11 protein-coding genes are annotated in these 18,841 nt (G+C 35.6%); 4 read left to right on the top strand and 7 right to left on the bottom strand.

The annotated features are described in order from the left end of the window. The first annotated feature begins 80 nt into the window (after positions 1-80). The 4 genes from I6F41_RS00395 (at position 81) to I6F41_RS00380 (ending at position 7,340) form a co-directional block, all read left to right on the top strand. Positions 81-4,187: a hypothetical protein gene (locus I6F41_RS00395; protein WP_197107468.1), complete on the top strand. Its 4,107-nt coding sequence runs from the start codon at positions 81-83 to the stop codon at positions 4,185-4,187. A 21-nt stretch (positions 4,188-4,208) separates the two neighbouring features. Beyond that, a protein-coding gene (locus I6F41_RS00390) for an IS3 family transposase (protein WP_197107467.1) occupies positions 4,209-5,755 on the top strand; the annotation gives its coding sequence in 2 pieces (ribosomal slippage) (positions 4,209-4,668 and positions 4,668-5,755; 1,548 coding nt in all). A gap of 25 nt (positions 5,756-5,780) precedes the next feature. Further along, positions 5,781-6,287, top strand: a complete 507-nt coding sequence (locus I6F41_RS00385) for a hypothetical protein (protein WP_197107466.1) — start codon at positions 5,781-5,783, stop codon at positions 6,285-6,287. A 33-nt stretch (positions 6,288-6,320) separates the two neighbouring features. Beyond that, a complete protein-coding gene (locus tag I6F41_RS00380; RefSeq protein ID WP_197107465.1) occupies positions 6,321-7,340 on the top strand; it encodes a patatin-like phospholipase family protein in 1,020 nt (339 codons plus the stop codon). Between the two features lie 5 nt (positions 7,341-7,345). Here the strand turns inward: I6F41_RS00380 and I6F41_RS00375 are convergent, their stop codons facing one another. The 7 genes from I6F41_RS00375 to I6F41_RS00345 all read right to left on the bottom strand — a co-directional run bounded on the left by I6F41_RS00375 (position 7,346) and on the right by I6F41_RS00345 (position 18,693). Further along, positions 7,346-8,266 (bottom strand): DUF2971 domain-containing protein, encoded by a 921-nt coding sequence (locus I6F41_RS00375; protein ID WP_197107464.1) that lies wholly within the window; start codon positions 8,264-8,266, stop codon positions 7,346-7,348. Between the two features lie 154 nt (positions 8,267-8,420). Continuing rightward, a complete protein-coding gene (locus tag I6F41_RS00370) occupies positions 8,421-8,984 on the bottom strand; it encodes a YSC84-related protein (protein ID WP_182684433.1) in 564 nt (187 codons plus the stop codon). Positions 8,985-9,351: 367 nt separating this feature from the next. Then, the gene (locus I6F41_RS00365) at positions 9,352-10,194 is read right to left on the bottom strand and encodes a hypothetical protein (protein ID WP_197107463.1); all 843 of its coding nucleotides are present in this window, start codon (positions 10,192-10,194) and stop codon (positions 9,352-9,354) included. Beyond that, positions 10,181-12,136 (bottom strand): AAA family ATPase, encoded by a 1,956-nt coding sequence (locus I6F41_RS00360; RefSeq protein ID WP_197107462.1) that lies wholly within the window; start codon positions 12,134-12,136, stop codon positions 10,181-10,183. The genes I6F41_RS00365 and I6F41_RS00360 overlap by 14 nt, the downstream gene beginning before the upstream one ends. 46 nt (positions 12,137-12,182) lie before the next feature. Next, entirely contained in the window at positions 12,183-15,488 is a 3,306-nt protein-coding gene (locus tag I6F41_RS00355; protein ID WP_197107461.1) for a type I restriction endonuclease subunit R, read from the bottom strand. 51 nt (positions 15,489-15,539) lie between these two features. After that, on the bottom strand, positions 15,540-17,087 hold the full coding sequence (locus I6F41_RS00350; protein ID WP_197107460.1) for a restriction endonuclease subunit S: 1,548 nt from the start codon (positions 17,085-17,087) through the stop codon (positions 15,540-15,542). Continuing rightward, complete coding sequence (locus I6F41_RS00345; protein WP_197107459.1) at positions 17,077-18,693, bottom strand: type I restriction-modification system subunit M; 1,617 nt, start codon at positions 18,691-18,693, stop codon at positions 17,077-17,079. Before I6F41_RS00345 ends, I6F41_RS00350 begins: the two co-directional genes overlap by 11 nt. Between the last annotated feature and the right edge of the window lie 148 nt (positions 18,694-18,841).

Here is an 18,841-nt window from a genome sequence, read left to right as displayed (position 1 = left end):
TGACAAATCAAATTAATTAAAAAAACCTTTAAAAATGCTATAAGTAACTCACTGGTTTACGAATTATTAAGAATAAATACATGGACGCAAATTTAGAAAAACATCTTACCAACTTAAAAAATATCCTTTTGAAATTAGATCACAGTGGTAGTGAAGGATTCGAGGGACTGATAGCTAAGATTCTTTACTCTATTACTGGGATTTCATTTAGATTGGCTGGTAGCGGCTCACAGTTTGGACTCGATGGGAAAGCATCATTTAGAGGTGATCCTGTTTGTTTTGAGTGCAAAAGGTATGATAGTTCACCGAGTCGAGAAAGTGTTCTAGCTAAAATAACAGATTTTAAAATTAATCATCGTGAAATAGATCTTTGGGTATTAGCGTCTACAGCATCAATTAAAACCCAGCTAATAGACGATATAAGAAAAGTGTCTGAGAGTGATGGTTTTTTTGTATTTGTTTTAGACTATTCTAGTAACTCATTACCAAAATTAGGTGCTGTCATAGCTGAGTGTAGTGAAATCGCTGAGGAATTCATTAGAAATAACTCAAAATGTGATGCCTCTCTTCTAGAAACCCTCTCACCAGCGCTAAGCGCTATAAAATCATCGAAATTACAACCTAATATAATAAAAAGAATAAAATCAGAATTAGAAGTCCCTCATTTAAGTTATTCGTTTGCGAGGCAAGCAAATGAGGCTTGGATGGAATCAAAATTTTCAGATAGAGCAGAAGCTAAAGTTCATTTTGGACAACCAATATGTCCGAATGCAAATCAAAGAAGCAGCGTAATCACAAGACCTACCTTAATAAGCAAAGTCGAGCAGCATTTCAAAGGTAACAAAACGAATCAGGTTATAGTATTAAAAGGAAAAGAGGGAGCTGGTAAATCTTGGATTTTAGCACAAACATGGTTACATCAGGAAGACAAACCGATTTTACTCTTTTTTTCACCACAAGAGTTTAGTACAAAGTCCAATGTTAATGATTTTAAAAGTCTACTAATACAGAAGTTAATTAAACAAACTGATTCCAAGTTATCTAATGTTTCGACGAATAGGTGGGAACGCTTAGTAGAGCAGTGGGAGGAATCTGAATCATCGGAAAATTTGAATAAAAAAATTGTTATCTTGATAGACGGCATAAATCAGATTCCAAAAAATGATTGGGCAGTAATCATAGATACTATATATATAGAAACCAAAAAACTTAATGTCAGTATTTTTGTATCAACAAGAAAACCATATTTTGATAGCTTCATTAAAAATAGAATCGAATCACCAGTTAAAGAAATTGAAATACCTGAGTGGACAGTTGCTGAGAGGGATACGATTCTTTCTTTAAAAGATATAAAAGTTAAACAACTAAATGAAAAAGTAGCAAGCTCATTATGTAACCCAAGATTATTAAGTATTTCTTTAGACTTATTAACTAAGGAAAAAATTGAAGACCTAAAAGAATTAAGTGTCAGTAGATTACTTATTGAACATATAAGAACAATGGAACGAGATGCTATCGAGCAGAGACCATTTGATGTATTTGCACAAGGTTTAGTTTCAGATGCAAATGAAATACAAAAGCGAATACAAACTGGTCAAAAAGATGACTTAAAGATATTCGAAAATGAGCTTGAAAAAGTTGTTGATGGAAGGTTCTACGAAATATTAGAAGATGAACCAACTAGTTATTATTTAAAAGAGGATGGGGTAACTTTAGCTTTAGGCTTTGCAATTATAAGTAACTTAAGAAAAGCATTAAGAAATAATAGAAGCCTTTATGAAAGATTGATGACAATAATTGAACCAATACAAGCCCTTGATAATACGGCGGATGTAGTGATGGCTGCAATTACAATTGCTTCAATCGATGATAAATGCCCTGAAGAAATATTGATTAACTTAGTGTCTTGTTTTACTGAAATACAAAACATTAATTATAAAGATTTCAGTGTGTTTTATAGAGCAGCGAAGGAAAAGCCTGAGGTTTTTTTTCAAGCAGCAAAATTTGTGTTGCAGAATGTAGGGAAAAACCAAAATTTTGAATGGCTTCAAATTGTACTTATTCATCTATCTAGAAGTGATAATTACTGGGAAAAAATTGAGGAAGGAGTTTTAGAATCTTTACGATTTTACTCTTTATCGCCTGAACTTTCCGCATTTGATAAAAAAGATATTAATAAAACACAGAAAAAGATTGATGAAAAAGTTAACCAATTATCAGATTATGAGAAAGAAATACTTTCGTACCAGTTACAAAATGATTCATTTGACTCCTCAGAACTATCAAGTTTAGTTTTTACATTATTAGCTGGAAAACCTTTAAGGAAATATGTATCAAATTTATTTCATTGGAAGTTTTCACAATCATTAAATTCAAATTACGTATCTTCATCATCATCTGATTTTAAAAACTTAATAAGATTCAATAATATCGATTGGGAATTAACAAAAATTGAATTTATAAAACACCTAGAAAACCTTGAGCATGATACTGTTTCCAAAACAGGCAAGTGGGCATTGGTCGATATACTAAATGCATTGAGTGACCATGAAAGTGGTATGTATTCAGAGGGGCTCTATAAAAAATTAAGATCGGATATAGGATTAAATAAAGGGTGGAGGCTTATCGAGAGCTATTGTGCTAGCGATCCGTGTGACCCAAAATCATTGCGACCTGAAAATATTAACTTAACAATAAAAAAAATAAAAAATATAGATAATAAAAATATTGCAACTTCGAGATATTCGGATACTGAAGACCATGCTATCGCGTACTCTGCAAATGGATTATGTAGGTTTGAACCTATAATAGCGATAAATAAGTATAAAGAGATAATAGCTGAATCATTGAAAAGAGAGGGGGAAGAGCTACGGCAAGGTTTATTCTTTTCATCTAATCATAGCTTTTTAATTGATAAAGAACTTAGAAAAAAAATCATTGATAAATACCTTTCTATCAATCAGTTGAGTGAAGCTGGAACGGATAGCTGGTGGACTAGTAATCTTTTGCTGAAACTAGCTTTTCCTAAAATGAGTTCAAGTGAGCAGGCCTTATTTTTTATTTCTAATGATATGATGGAAAACATGACATTAGAGCTTCTATCTGTACTAAAAAAACCAGATGAAAAATTATTAAATGAAATTTGTAGTGTTATCTTAGAAGAAAAAAATAAAAATAAAAATAAAATATATTTGTTACTTATTTACCTTAGATTTACAAAGTCTAATTTGAGTAATGAAATGTTAGATTTGATTAAATGGGCTTGGACTCTAAATGACTATAAAACAAAATCTGAAATTTGCGCCTTGTCTGCATCTACAAAATCTAAACCTTTATTGTTTCTTGTCATTGATAGTAATTTAGCTGTAAGTAGCTTAAAAACTGATGTAAATAAGATAAAATGGAATCTATCAAATTCATTGGTGCAGTCATTTAAATTAAATTATATAGGATGTGAAGTTTTATTTAATAGAATAGATAAACAATTTTACGGTTTAGCCGTGAGGTTTTTAGATACTAAAAACATTAAGTTTATTTCAAGTGAGTTAGACAAGGCGCTAAAAAATAAGTTGAACCCTCAATTTCTAGAAAAATTTAATGATATCAAATTAGAATTAGACCTTGAAGATAATGATGCCTTTGAGCCAAAAAGATATAGTATTAGTAAAAATAAAAGACACCTTAACGAAGTTGATAAAATTGAAAGCTTTTTCAAAGAAGAATCTATTGAGGAGTATAAACAAAATCAAAAAGAGGCCTCTGACACTTTTTCAAGTATAAAAGAAGGTTTTGACGAAAAATTATTTAATGTGATTATAGATGAGATAGATGATATTTCACTAGAACGTATTGTTAAAATTAACAATGAAATTATTAATGATTGGTTTGATCTATTCATAAACTTAAATGACAGTGAGATTAAACTTTATTATAATTTCATATTGAAATTTTCTTTCGCGATAAGGAATGAAGATTATGAAAAAACTTTAGTATTACTCGAATTACTTAAAGAATCATCACCTTGGATCGTACAGTACTACGGCATAACGAAAATGAATCTGTTCTCTTCTGTATTATGGAGGTTAGATAACAGTTATGCTAAAGAATTAAAATACAGGATATTGGATGAATGTTTAACAGATGATGAGTTGGCTACCCCCCTGTGTCAGGATAGTTGTCGCCTCTAACTTTTAATAGAGGCAGATAAAATGAGACGTCGATTTACACAAGAATTTAAAGTTCAAGCTGTTGAAAAAGCATTATCTCAATGTGATGATGTTCGCCTAGAAGATATTGCGTTTGATTTAGGCATCGGTTATTCAACCTTGCAACGATGGATCACGCTTGCTAAAAACCATGAACTTGAAACTAAAAATAATGGTAGTCACATGACAACAGAAAAACGCCCTCATGACTGGAGCTTAGAAGAAAGGCTTAACGCCATTATTGAATGTGCGAGTTTAGATGAAGCAGCTCTTAATGAATATTGCCGCGCTAAGGGGCTTTACCCGCATCATATTAAACAATGGAAGCAAGATTTTGCTAAAGGGCCCTCAACGAAGCCCGTAAAATCAGACAGTAAACAGCTCAAACAAGAAATTAAGCAGCTTCAAAAAGAGCTTAATCGTAAAGACAAAGCGTTAGCAGAAACAGCCGCCTTACTTGTACTCAAAAAAAAAGCCGATGCGCTCTGGGGTTTCAACGAGGACGATTAACCAGCTCAACTGAGCGTCATGAATTGATAAAGCTCATTACCGACGCGCAGAAATCAGGGGCAAGGCAAGAAAAAGCATGTGAGTTACTTGGTCTAACGGCAAGAACAATTCAACGCTGGATTGAAGCTGATGATATGACAGATAAGCGAACAAGTACGATAAAGCGACCACCAAACAGGCTAACTGAATTAGAGCAACAGCGTATAATTAAGACTGTTAATTCAATAGAATATGGGCATTTACCACCCAGCAAGATAGTCCCTAAACTATTGGATAAAGGTGTGTGGATAGCATCAGAAAGCTCGTTTTATCGCGTTATGAAATCACATGAATTATTAACACACAGAGAAAAAGTTAAACCAAATAAAAAGATAAAAAAGCCAAAAGCACTCAGGGCAACACGTGTAAACGAAATTTATACATGGGATATCACGTATTTGCCAACAGCTGTTAAAGGTCAGTTTTTATACTTATATTTAGTGATGGATATTTATAGTCGAAAAATAGTTGGTTGGCAGGTTCATGACACACAGCTAAGCACACTGGCGGCTGATTTAATGGTAGATATTTGCAGGCGAGAGCAGGTAAAGCCTGAGCAAGTCACGTTGCACTCGGATAATGGCAGTCCAATGAAAGGGGCAACGTTATTAGCGACATTGCAGGAGTTAGGTATTGTTCCTTCATTTAGCCGACCGTCTGTGAGTAATGATAACCCTTATTCTGAATCGTTATTCAAGACGTTAAAGTATCGCCCGGAATACCCTGAAAAAGCCTTCGAAGATATCGCGAGCGCAAGGAAATGGGTTAACGGGTTTGTAAATTGGTACAACGATGAACACTTACACAGCGGTATTAAGTTTGTCACGCCAAATCAGCGTCATTTAGGGTTAGATAAAGCGATACTAGCGAAACGTCATCAGGTAAATGAAATGGCGAAATTACAGAATCCAAGTCGTTGGTCAGGAAAGTCTAGAGATTGGACAATGATCAATGAAGTAAATTTAAATCCGGAGAAAAAAGAAGAAGTGCGGGCGGCATAAAATTTAACTTGATGCGACAACTAACTTGAAAAACTCCGCTACAGAAGTTTTAAATGCATTATATTTTAACAATCAAGCTTTAATTGAAGATTATGTAAAAATAAAAATAAAAATAAATGTAAAAGCACCATCAGAAATTGCCAGAGGGATAATGGTTACGGGTTTTTCAGATCAGAATGAATTCAATGATAAGGTACTCGAAAATTTTGAGGATACAAAAGGCTTAACAAATTACGCATATAATGCAGCAAAATATGTCTATAAGAGAAATTTTTGGTCAAAAATTTGGTTTAAAAAGATGAGAGAAGCAGAAAATATTGAATCATTTTGGTGTTACTTTCAATTATTTAAAAAGATAGTAGATAAGAGATATATACTTTGGAATGATGAAAAACCTGAATATTTTGATCAGTTTGAATTTATGATTAATGATCAACTCAAAAATAGATTTAAAAGACAAGAATCAAAAAGAAGCAAAAAGCTATTTGGTCTGGAATTGCCAAATAGTGTTTTTATTAAAAACGGACGTTGATGTTATAGTAACCTTAAAATCTATTAAGTATTTATGATTGAAATTTACGCAGGCAAAACTGCTGCAAAAATACTAAACGAACAGGGGTTTAAACCCGAATTATTCAGCTCATTTTTAGGTGCCAGCGGCGGGCCAAAATGGTTTACCTTGTTTGGCTTAGACAAGTATATATTTGGTGAGTTTTTTAAAAACCATAGCCAACCACTTAATTTAATTGGCTCCTCGGCCGGTGCATTTCGTGCCGGGTGTTTTGCGCAAAATGATCCGGTGGCAGCCATTGAACGTTTAGCCACATCGTATTCGCAAACTCGCTATTCTAGTAATAAACCTACCCCCGCAGAAATAACATTAAAAGCCCGCGTACTGCTTGAAGATGTTTTTGGCAATAACGGCGTGGCTGAAATCATAAATAACCCCGTATTTAAAGCACATTTTATAGTGGCAAAATCGAATGGATTTATAGCCAGTGAAAATAAATTATTACAGCTTATGGGTTTATCAAAAAGTTATATGCTTAATCGAGTAAACCGAAAATATTTAGGATCGCAATATGAGCGTTTTATATTTGGCCCCGCAACAAGCGACTTATCAATTACCGACAGCTATAATTTTAAAACACAAAAAATAGCGCTTACCCAAAATAATTTAAAAGATGCATTACTTGCATCGGGTTCTATACCTTTAGTTATGCAAGGGATTAAAAATATTTCCGGTTCACCGCTTGGCATGTATCGCGATGGCGGAATTATTGACTACCACTTTGATTTAAAAATTAACAACCCAGGACTCATTTTATATCCACACTTTAATAGCGACCCAAAAGCAGGGTGGTTTGATAAAAATTTAAAACGTAAAGTATCACCACTTAATTACGATAACGTGGTGATGATCACGCCATCAAAAGAATTTATAGCAGGCTTACCTTACGGAAAAATTCCAGATAGAAATGATTTTACCGATCTAGATGCCGACACACGCATTAAATATTGGAATACCGTTTTTAGTGAAACTGAGAAATTGGCTCAGGCGTTTGACGAATATATAAATACTTAAAGACGTTATATAAACGTATGATCCACACTTTCATAAGTCAAATAGCTATCATTATTGACAATTTTAAATATATTTTTCAGCTTTCTATGCGTGACACCGGGGGGACTAGAAATAAAACGACGTCTGAAAAAATCATAATTACGAAAGGTCTTTATATTGGATGTGAAATTTTTCAAATCAAAATCATTTCCAAGTATCAGCTTTCTAATAGCAGCTGAGTGACCAATTGAGCCCATATGAAAATCGATTCTTTTAAGAAAAATAACCTGATTACCTTTATCAAATGAATAACTCCAAATTTTATACCTTTGAAATGCTTTTATATCAACTATCTGGTTGTATGGTATTTTGAAATCACAGCAATAAAACATAAAACCATCATATGTAAACTCTAAGTTTAGATTCTTAAAAAATGAATCTGACTCAAAGAGCGAATGATGTATTTTTATTATATCAACATAGTAAAAAGGTAGTACTAATCTAAACTCATCTTCAGCTAAAAATGAAATATGCTTTTGAAATTGATAATGATTATATATTCCATTAGGGTTAGAAGAATCTGAAAAGGATTTTAAATCAATATAATATTGAATATTTTTAGCAATATATAAACTAGTATCCACCACTGGATTTACATGAAAAAGAGAACCAATAATATCAGAATCATCTACCTCAAGTACAAATGAAAAGCCTTTATGATTATTAGCATAGTCAGTCCACATTAAAGAAGTTGTTTCACTTTTAGTTAAAGAAACAACTCCATGCATATTCATAGCTTTTGTTAGCTTAGGATTATTTTTTAATTCGTCAGATTGCGTGCCAAATTCAGAAGTATCTTCAAAGCATTTACTTGGCGTTAATCTTAAGCATGGGTCTTCTAAGAAACTATCAAGAGCAGCTTCAGGTAAATACTTGACCAATTTCATATTTTTAATATATTAGTTAACGATGATCATAAGCATAACATAAAAGATAAATAACATTTAAGCCCATAAATTACGTTATGTTAAATTGACTTATTTAAAAGAAAGCGAGGGTGATTATTCAAATCAGCTCGCTTTTAGGAGAGTAATTTAGGGGTTAATTAAGCTCGGAGTCGACCCAAAACTTAGTACCTTTTAATACTGCTTGTAGTGCAAGGCCGCTTTCGGTCAAAGAATACACAGTAACTTGGTCTGCTATTGCTTCGGCAACTAATGCACCGCCTTTTTCTTTATATTTAGCTGCTGCATCTGCGTTTCCGCCAAATGCCCAACCGTGTTCAATAAATCTGTTTAGTGCCGCTTGGTTATGAAAAACCATAACAACGTTAAAGTCTTTAACACCTAAACCTAGGCCTAAACCGGCTTCGCCCATATTCATGTATGTAGATTTACCCGTTAGGTTATTTTTAATAACACCATAACCACCACCAAAACTAGCTAAAACAACATTGACGTTGGCATTATCAAAAACAGCATAACCTGCAGAGTTAGCAATTTGCTTTTTAACATCTGGTTTTATCGCGTAAAGTTTACTTAATGTATTTGATTCCATGCTATGCACTAATGCACGTTTTTCGCTTGGTGAGGCGCTGCCTGTTGTTGCACAACCTGTGAGCGCGAGTGTAAATACGAGCATACTTAGCAAAATAAATCTTTTCATGAATTTTCCTTAAATAACATTTATAACTAGCAAGTATATAATTACAAAATAATAGAATCTATTTATGTCCAATACTAGACATTATATATAGTGATTACTGTGTACTAATTATTTTTTTGAATTTTAACAATGAGTTATACTTTAAATTGAGATACACATTGTGTACCTCAATTTTCCTAATCTATGTACTTATTTTACAACAACTATAATGAACGATAACCAAATGGATTCTAATTTTTTAATAATCGTTAATACGTAATAATAGGGATATACGAAAAATCTATAAAATAATAGAATTTGCGAAAAATATTAAGTTAAAAGCTGAATGCTCTCCCCTATTTGAAATGTATATGCTGTCCCATTCCGGTTAAGTTATACAATATTGAATGAAATTTTCTGAAGCACCTAGTGCACGGTATATAACTACCTGCCGATGGTTGTATCCTAAGTAGGTTTCCAGTTCCGTACATTGTTCATTAATTTTATCCTCTATATTAACTTCAAGTCCTTTATACCCCTTAATAATAGCTTTTAAGTTATTAATAATTTCACCGCCTTTACCTCTAAATCTTTCCAATAGATCTAGATGCTCATAATGATTTTTAATTAGATTAAACACATCATCAGTCACATCGTCAGGCTGCTCTAAATAGAACCTTGGCATCCAATTGGCTTCAAATCTTACTTTAAGATAATGTGATTTGGGTAAGTCATCTATAAACAAATTTAAAAATAACTGTGAGCCATTATCATCAACAAATTTATCTGATTTTTTTCTATTACAATCACTACAACATGGAAATAAGTTTTTAGGGTGAACAGAATACTCTGGGAATTCCGTCTGACCTAGTACATGATCCATTGAGTCAACATCATTTATAGTGCAGTTTTGACAAGTACTAAAAATATGCTCTCTATGATGAGGGTGTGTAGTAAGTGTATTTTTTAAGGCTTGAATTCTTTTATTTCTATAATTATATAAAGACTTTAAATTAACTTTATCATTCTCACTGTATGGCATGCCCTGCATTAAAGCTAAAGAGTCCATATCAAATGCATTATCGTAATCTTCAAAGTATTGTGATTGAGTATCAGAGATGGCTGCTAACTCTTTCTTAATATCAGGTTTCATTTTTGTCTTATTTTTAGACTTAACAATATCCTGGTAAAAAGAAAAGGTATCTTCTTCATAAGCTCTAATTTTTAGCATTATTTTCAACCAAAACCTGAAGGTACAATCGTACGTTTAAACTTAGCGGTAAATTATCTTCTTTTAATATTTCCAGTACCTTATCGTATGTTTTATAACGCCTTACTAGCTTTTTCATCGTTGTTTCATAAAATTTAGGGATTGATCTATTACCAAAAACTTCCTCCGTAATTACTGAGAGGTTTTCCCCAAATGATTCAACACCAATTTTATTGATCGAAGGTACATTTTCTTCCCTCGAGATAATTAAGACGTCTCGAGAAAACATCTCTTGGATAATAATTGGTGAGTGTGTGGCAATAACACAATAAGATTCAAATTCATTAATAAGCTCTGCTATGCCGTTCATTAGTTGACTAATAGCATTTGGGTGAAGATGAGTTTCAGGCTCATCAAATAACAGTAAACTATCAAGTCTAATATTCGCTACGATTTCAGAAACTACAAAAAGAACAATAGATTGACCTGAACTTAGTGACTCTCTAGCTTTACTAAACCCATGCGCATCAAAGTAAAGTTTGTCACTATCTACAGGATCAAGTTTAATAAATAGATCTATCAACTCAGGTTCTAAAAAATTAGATATAACTTTTTTCCACTTTTCTAATCGGCCAAGAGTAGTTATTCTTTTCCACGTATGATGGAATTTGTGCAACTGACCTTTCTTACTTCTGAGACCCCCTTTTTCATCCCTTAAACCACAATAAATATAATTAAAATTTGATGTCTTTTTTGGTAATTCAAAATTATCAAATGTGCTATAAGAAACGGCTATAATTTTACTATAAATCGGTTTGTGAGGGCTTAAAAGTTCGCTTTTTTCCTTTGCTATTTCTAAAGGTAAAGTGGTAAGTAATTGTGTTTTCCCAGCACCATTTTTGCCTATCAAGGCAATCATTCTTTTTGGTAAAAGACTCTCTGTCGAAAAGTTAAAAGGGACATCAATACATGAATCGGCATATTTAGGATAAAATTTATATGTAAAGGAATATAAGTTATTTAAATCAGAACCATAAATCATTGGCTTTGCTGTTCTATGTATTCTTTCAGCTTCATCATCTCTAGTTAGAGACTGTTTAAACACATTTGTGTTTTCAAACTCTTCTGAAATTTCGGTAAAAAAAGCCGCATCTCTTAATGAGTAAAGCACAGATGAAATTGCTTTCTCAAAAATTTTATTTAAGTTCTTATAATAATCTTCATCTTGTCCAAGTGAAACGAACTCTTCACCTAAAGAAAAAAACTCAGACGGTAGAGCTTGTATTGTATAGTTATTTTTATTACTAGCTATTTTAACAAACCCCAAATCTACTTTTTCGTTGTTATTAAAAAGAACTAATCCAAACGAAGTTTCATGTGAATAGTCATCCCAATTATCTGCTATTAGAAGAAAATATTTACTTGGTTTTTCATTATCAACCTCTAAAGTATTGACATAACGACCTATTCTCATGTTTGGATATGCGACTACATAAAAAGGGATTTTATTAATTGGGACATCACTTGGTCTGTCTAGAGTATCTTTATCCATTAACTCGAGAACAGGGTAATCACCTTCATAACTTATAGTAGCAAGGGCTATATCTTCACTTTCTAAAATACCGTTAATTTTCTCAATAAAATAGTAAGTCTGCTCAGGAGAGGTTTGATACTTTGGCAGTAAAAAAACTTCTAAGAATTTTATAAATTTAGTTTCGTCATCAAGAAGCTTTAAACGTTGTTCAAATAGTTCATGATTGTCCCAATCGTCATTATTGATTGTATGCTGAATTATGTCTCCTTCAGCATCTTTAAATCTGCTGTCCTCAGACGGCATTAACTTTAGATCCCATATCTCATTTAAGAATGGAATAAACCCTTCATCCCTGTTATTGGCAAAATCAAAAGACCCTTCTGTAGCAATAATTAAATCTAGTATTATTTTTCTAATTGATGAATTCATTACCTAGCTGATTCCTTTAATTAAAGATACTTATAACCATAACAAGTTATATTCCTTGGTTTACTTTAAAACTTTGCGCTTGCTCAAATATTTCTTTATAAACTTCATCGCGGCTGATTGGTGGGTATTTAAATTTAGCGAGTATTAAAATCAGCTCTACTTTGAGCGATGATTTAATGTCGTCACGGTTATTCCAATCTACAAATTTTACCTTGTCATCTACAATTACCTTTACCGCTTGGGCGAGCTCTATTAGCTTATCTTCGGGATAGTCAAAGTCGTATTTAACGGCGAGTGCTTTTAATGCGTCGTAAAAGCCTTTTTCTTCAATATCAATGCCTAGCTCGTCGCCGGCGTTCATTTCGTCGCGTACGCTGTAAATCATATCAACCATGCTGTCAGAAAATTCATCAAGTACACTACTTACCAATACGTCATCTTCTTTTCGTTCGTTGTAGCGCTGTACCAGAGATTCAAAGCGTTTAGTAAAATCGATACCTTGGGTTTGGTTTACTTTTTTAAGCTCGCCAATGGCTTTAGCTAGCATTTGTTGCAGTATTTTTATTTTGGTGTTGGGGAGTTTTATTTTTTCTATTTTGGCGATGTAGTCGTCATTAAAAATGTCGATTTCGCCGCCGTCTTCATTGCCGAGTTTAAATACTTCTTCTACGCCGTCGCTTTGCAGGGCCTCGCTTATCATTTCACGCACTTTGGCGTTCATTTGCGCGGTATCGGGCGCTTCGCCTTTGGTTAGCTTGTAAATAATAGAGCGAATGGCGAGGTAAAAGTGAATGTGGTTACGCTCGTTTTCGTTTATTTTTTCACTACCGCAACATACATCGTAAGCGGCTTTTAAACGCTTAACTAAATCCATAAAGCGCTTTTGGCGTTTTTCGGTAATCATTGCAAACTCGGCGGCGTGGTTTAAACAGTTTAGCTGGGCAACGGCTTCGCCTGTAAAGTAGGGGCTGCTGTCAAATTTATGAAATAACTGGGCAAGTAACGCCAAGTGGTTTTTTACTTCAATGACCGAGGCGGTAATATCTTCAAAATTAGTTTCGTCTGTTTTTGAATACTGCGCTAACGCTTTATTCATTTCAGATTTAATACCAATGTAATCAACCACTAGGCCTTTATCTTTGCCTTCAAACTGGCGATTAACCCGCGAAATAGTTTGTATTAAGCTGTGCTTTTGCAATGGCTTATCTATGTACATCGTATCTAAAAATGGCACATCAAAACCGGTTAGCCACATATCGACCACTATGGCTATTTTAAAGTTTGAGTTTTTGTTTTTAAATTGCTTATCAAGCTCTTTACGTTCGTCTTTACTGCCAAGTAAATTATATAAGCGTTCAACGTCGTCTTTGCCACGGGTCATCACCATTTTTACTTTTTCAGACGGGGCTGCAATACGGCCCTCGCTAATAGCGCGCTTTCGCTCGGTATCTGATAGTGTTTGCGCGTCATCAGTATCTACTACATCAAACCACTGTGGGCGCAGTTCTTCTAACTCTTGATACAGCTGATAGGCAATGCCACGCGAGCTACACACAAACATCGCCTTTCCTGCAACCGTAGAACCTTCCTCAACGCGTTTTTCGTAATGTTCAACAAAGTCCCTTGCTAATACACGTATGCGGTCAGGATCGCCTAAAATGCTATTCATGTTGGCGGTGGCTTTTTTACTGTCTTCTATTTGCAGCTCGTTACTGCCTGCATCGGCACATTCTTTGTAATAAGCTTCAATTTCGGCCAGCTTGCTATTGTTTAAACACACCTTGGCGGCGCGGCCTTCGTACACAATGCGTACGGTTATTTCATCTTTAACCGACTCAGTCATGGTGTACGAGTCAACCACTTCACCAAACACATCTAAAGTCGCATCCACTGGCGTGCCTGTAAAACCAACATAGGTAGCGTTTGGCAGTGAATCGTGCAGGTATTTAGCAAAACCAAAGGTCTTTTTTACCCCCTTTTCGGTAATGGTAATTTTTTGATCAAGATTTACTTGGCTACGATGCGCCTCATCAGAAATACAAATAACGTTAGTGCGGTCAGTTAATAACTGGGTATCTTCGGTAAACTTATGAATAGTTGTTAAAAATACCCCGCCACTATTACGGCCCTCTAATAACTCACGTAAGTGAGTACGGCTGGTAACTGTTTTTACCGTATCATCGCCAATGTAGGTTTTTGCATTACCAAACTGCTGCGAAAGTTGATCGTCTAAATCGGTTCGGTCGGTAATTAAAATAATGGTGGGGCTTTTAAGCTCAACACTTTTCATCAACAAGCGTGTTAAAAATTGCATGGTGTAACTTTTGCCACACCCCGTTGCGCCAAAGTACGTACCGCCTTTACCATCGCCTTGTGGCTTTAAATGCCGCTTTATATTTTCGAACAGTTTATTAGCCGCATAATATTGCGGGTAACGCGGCACAATTTTTATCTTTTTTTTACCGGCGTTTTTATTATCAGAGTCGGGGAAGAATACAAAATTTCGCATTACATCGCGCAAGCGCGCTTTATCAAACAAGCCCTGCAATAAGGTATGTAACGAATTAATCCCCTCTTGCGCTGTGAGCTCTTGCCCCGTTACTTTTCCCCATGAGTAAAAAAACTGGTACGGCGCAAATAAGTTACCCATTTTATTGTTTACGCCATCGCTAATAACACACAAGGTATTAAACACAAATAACTGCGGAATAGCGCGCCTATAGCGAACAGTTAACTGCTCATAGGCTTCAAATATAGGTGCTTGCTCGCGTATTGCGCTTTTAAATTCAAACACCACCAACGGCAAGCCATTCACATATAAAATGCCATCGGGAATACGCAGTTCAATATTGTCGTAGCTTGTGGGGCTTTCTATTTCTAACTGAGTAACAAACCGGTAAATATTGTCGTCTTGCAGGTAAGTAACGCTGGCTTCATTCACATTATCCAAAGCAGCCATAGCACTGCCTGCTATTAGGCTACTTTTAATGCCTTGCTCAACGTTGTCGTAATCAAGCAGCTGAACATACAAATCTTTTTGCGCTGCACTGCCTGCAACCCTGCCGCGCTCGCGTGTAAGTAAAAAGCCATCACTTAGCCACTTACAAAAGGTTTTATTACTCTCGTATAAGTCACTGGCAGGCAGCTTTTCAAGCTTTGCAATTATTGAGTCTACTTCACCCGTTGTAATATTATTTTTACCATAACGCTTGGTTAAAAAAGCACGTAAGTCGTCTTTAATTAATACCTCACTATTATTGCGGGTAAGCTCACCGCCCAATAAATGCGGGTAGCCTTGCTCGCCTAACAACTCAACCACCGCTTGTTCTAATTTGGCTTCAGTAAATTTCATCAAACATCCTTATTCTTGTTTTTGTGGCCTTTAAACGCTCAGCTAAGGTTATTAATCGACTACTTCTTCATCAATGGTTACATCAGGTATTTGCAATTCGCCAGAAATGAGTTTGGGTAATAAAGTGTCGCGGAGTTTGGTTAGTTGATTAATTTGATCAATATTTGATTTTTCTTTGAATAGCATATTATTTACAATGCTATTAAACTTCTCTAAAACAATATTAGAAGGTAATAGGAAATCTATATTTCTTAGTACTTTTAACGAAAGGTACTTTTGAGTGGTGCCAGCAACTCTTGCATTTAAGTAAGCTTGCATATGAGCAGTTTTTAGTAAAATATGTAGATAATTTTTCAAATATAAATTTTGTGATGTTCTAAAAAGCCCTACATTCTTAATTGCATAGTTAGCGGGCTCATCCATCACAAGGTATGGAACACCGACAGTACCTATCATGGTCAGCAAAATATCCCCATATTCAACATTGCTGCGCTCATTGACTTTTTTGTAATCTAACTCTGAGATTAAATAAGCTGCTGATAGATCTAAGCGTCCTGAAGTAATATGTCTAGAAGTAACTAGTGGAAAACCTTTCTCGGACTTCTTAGGTGAATCATGTGTACCATCCCTAACATCTACTAAATCTCCACTTACTCCTACACCCCAACCCTTTGGTATCCAGCCTAGTTGTTCGTTGTGTTCGAACTCATTGGGGAAGTGGGCGTGGGTGTTGGCCTGTTGGGGCAATATATTAGGGTTGGTGCTAAAGTTTGGCTCAACGGGTGTTTCAGCGGCTTGCACTGCTGCTTTTGTTGCTTCTTTTGTTGGTAGCTGTGCTTGCAACTCGTGAGCGAGCGCACTGAGTGAGGTTTTTATTTCGGCCGCATTGTGTAAGCTGTCCAGTGCCGCTAAGCGGCGCTGTGCTTTTTGCTTTAACTCATCAGGTAAGCGGTTTTCTAGATTTTCTAAGTTAAAATCAACGCTGGCAAGGAGATTGTCGAACACCGGATCAAAATCAACAAACCAGCTTTTAAACAACGCCTGCGCCATTTGTTCTAAGGTTTGGTTGGTTTTTTGGTTGAGTTCAATTTTGTTATCAATCGCTAATAGAATCTTTACAGCATTAACTTGGTAATATTCTGGAGGGAATTTTACATTTAAATTTCTTATGGCATCTATGGTTAATGCTTTTTGGGCAGAACCAATCATTACTGATGAGAGTTTATTTTGACCAAAGTCGGACTTTAACCAATAAGCTAAAAACCTAGGATTGATACCGTTAAATTCACTTAGCCAAAGAATATTCCCATCTTTAAAATAGAAATTTTCCTCTTCTTCAATAACGTAAGGTTGACCGGCACGATTACCCACTGAGCTCAATAATAAATCTCCTTTTTGCGGAGATCCGAACTTGGAATCAATCTCTTCGAATCGCTCTTCTGAGATATAAAGATCGTAACTCGAAAATACACCAAGAGCTTTATCTATAACGTCTTTAGAACGCCAAAATGGTATACCATGCTCAACATATTCGCGAGCAAAAATTCTTTTACTAGATTTAACAGTGCACCTATGACCTAACTTAAATTCACTCCCCATAACCCAACGCCTCCAAGTTTTTACGGATAGCTTTATCAAGCTCATCGCTTTGGTTCATTTGGCTGTAAAGGGTTTGGCTAAGTTCGCTCATTTTAGTCTCAAACGGGATGCCATCATCTACAATATCGGCAGCACCCACATATCGCCCTGGGGTCAGTACGTAGTCGTTTGCTTTAATATCAGCAAGGGTGGCTGATTTACAGTAACCGGCAACATCCGCATACTCTTTTTGAACGCTTGCTGTGGCAAGCTCTTCGCCGCGCCATATATGGTAGGTTTCGGTTATTTTAGCTATGTCGTCGTTGGTGAGCTCTTTTAAGGTGCGGTTTACCATAGAGCCCATTTCGCGGGCGTCTATAAATAGCGTTTCGCCTTGGCGGTCGCGGCGTTTTAGTAGGCCTTTTTCGTTATTGCCGCGTTTGTCTTTACTTATAAACCATAAACACACCGGAATTTGTGTGGTGTAAAACAGCTGCCCTGGTAGGGCTATCATACAATCGACTAAATCGTTTTCGATTATTTTTTGGCGAATATCGCCCTCGCTACTGGTGTTAGAGCTCATTGAACCATTAGCCAATACAAAGCCTGCGGTGCCATGCTCGCTCAATTTTGAGATCATATGCATTATCCATGCATAGTTGGCATTACCGGTAGGCGGTGTTGGGTAACCTGCCCAACGGGCATCGTCGACGAGTTCGTTATCGGCGCGCCACTGTTTTTGGTTAAACGGTGGGTTTGCCATTATGTAATCGGCTTTTAGGTCGGGGTGTTGGTCTTTAAAAAAGGTATCGCCTGCTATATCGCCCAAGTTACCCGAAATACCGCGCACGGCTAGGTTCATTTTTGCCAATTTATAGGTGGTGTTAGTGTACTCTTGCCCATAAATAGACACATTTTTTTGGTTACCATTATGGCTATTAATAAATTTAAGCGATTGCACAAACATACCGCCCGAGCCACAACAGGGGTCGTAAATTTTGCCTTCAAATGGCTCAATCATATCGGCTATTAGAGTAACAATTGATTTTGGCGTGTAGAACTCGCCCCCGCCTTTACCTTCAGAGGCGGCAAATTTACCTAAAAAGTATTCGTACACACGGCCAACGAGGTCTTCTTCTGTTTTTTCGTTTTGGTTGGCAATCGTATCGATATTATTAATGGTATCGATAAGCGCCGAGAGCTTACTGGCATCTAGCCCTAAGCGTGAAAAGTAGTTATCGGGCAATGCGCCCGCGAGTGATTTATTGTTTTTTTCAACCGCGTGTAGTGCGGTATCTATTTTAACAGCAATATCGCCTTGCTTGGCGTTGATTTGAATGTACGACCAGCGTGCGTCTTCTGGTAGGTAAAACACGTTATCCATCGCGTAAAAGTCGACCATGTCGATGTATTCATCACCGTATTCGCTGGCAATGGCTTTTTTACGCGCTTCAAACTTGTCACTAATAAATTTAAGAAAGATTAAGCTTAAAACAATGTGCTTATATTCGGCTGATTCAACACTGCCACGCAGTTTATTGGCGGCATCCCAAAGGGATTCTTCAAACCCGACTTGTGTTTTTTTTGCGGCTTTTTTAGTTGCAGGCTTTTTTGATGCAGCGTCCATGTGGTCTCTCTTTGCAAGAATATCAATATAATTTATTGGCTTATCATACCGCAAAGGTTGTGGTTTTTTGAGTGTTAATTAGTAATAAATTGCTATTAAAAAAGAATGATGCGAAACAGGTTTAAAAGATAAGAAAATGAGCTGGTTT

The sequence above is a fragment of the Pseudoalteromonas sp. SCQQ13 genome (assembly GCF_015864415.1).
GTDB classification, from domain to species: Bacteria; Pseudomonadota; Gammaproteobacteria; order Enterobacterales; family Alteromonadaceae; genus Pseudoalteromonas; species Pseudoalteromonas nigrifaciens.
This window is presented reverse-complemented; position numbering and strand designations above follow the sequence as displayed.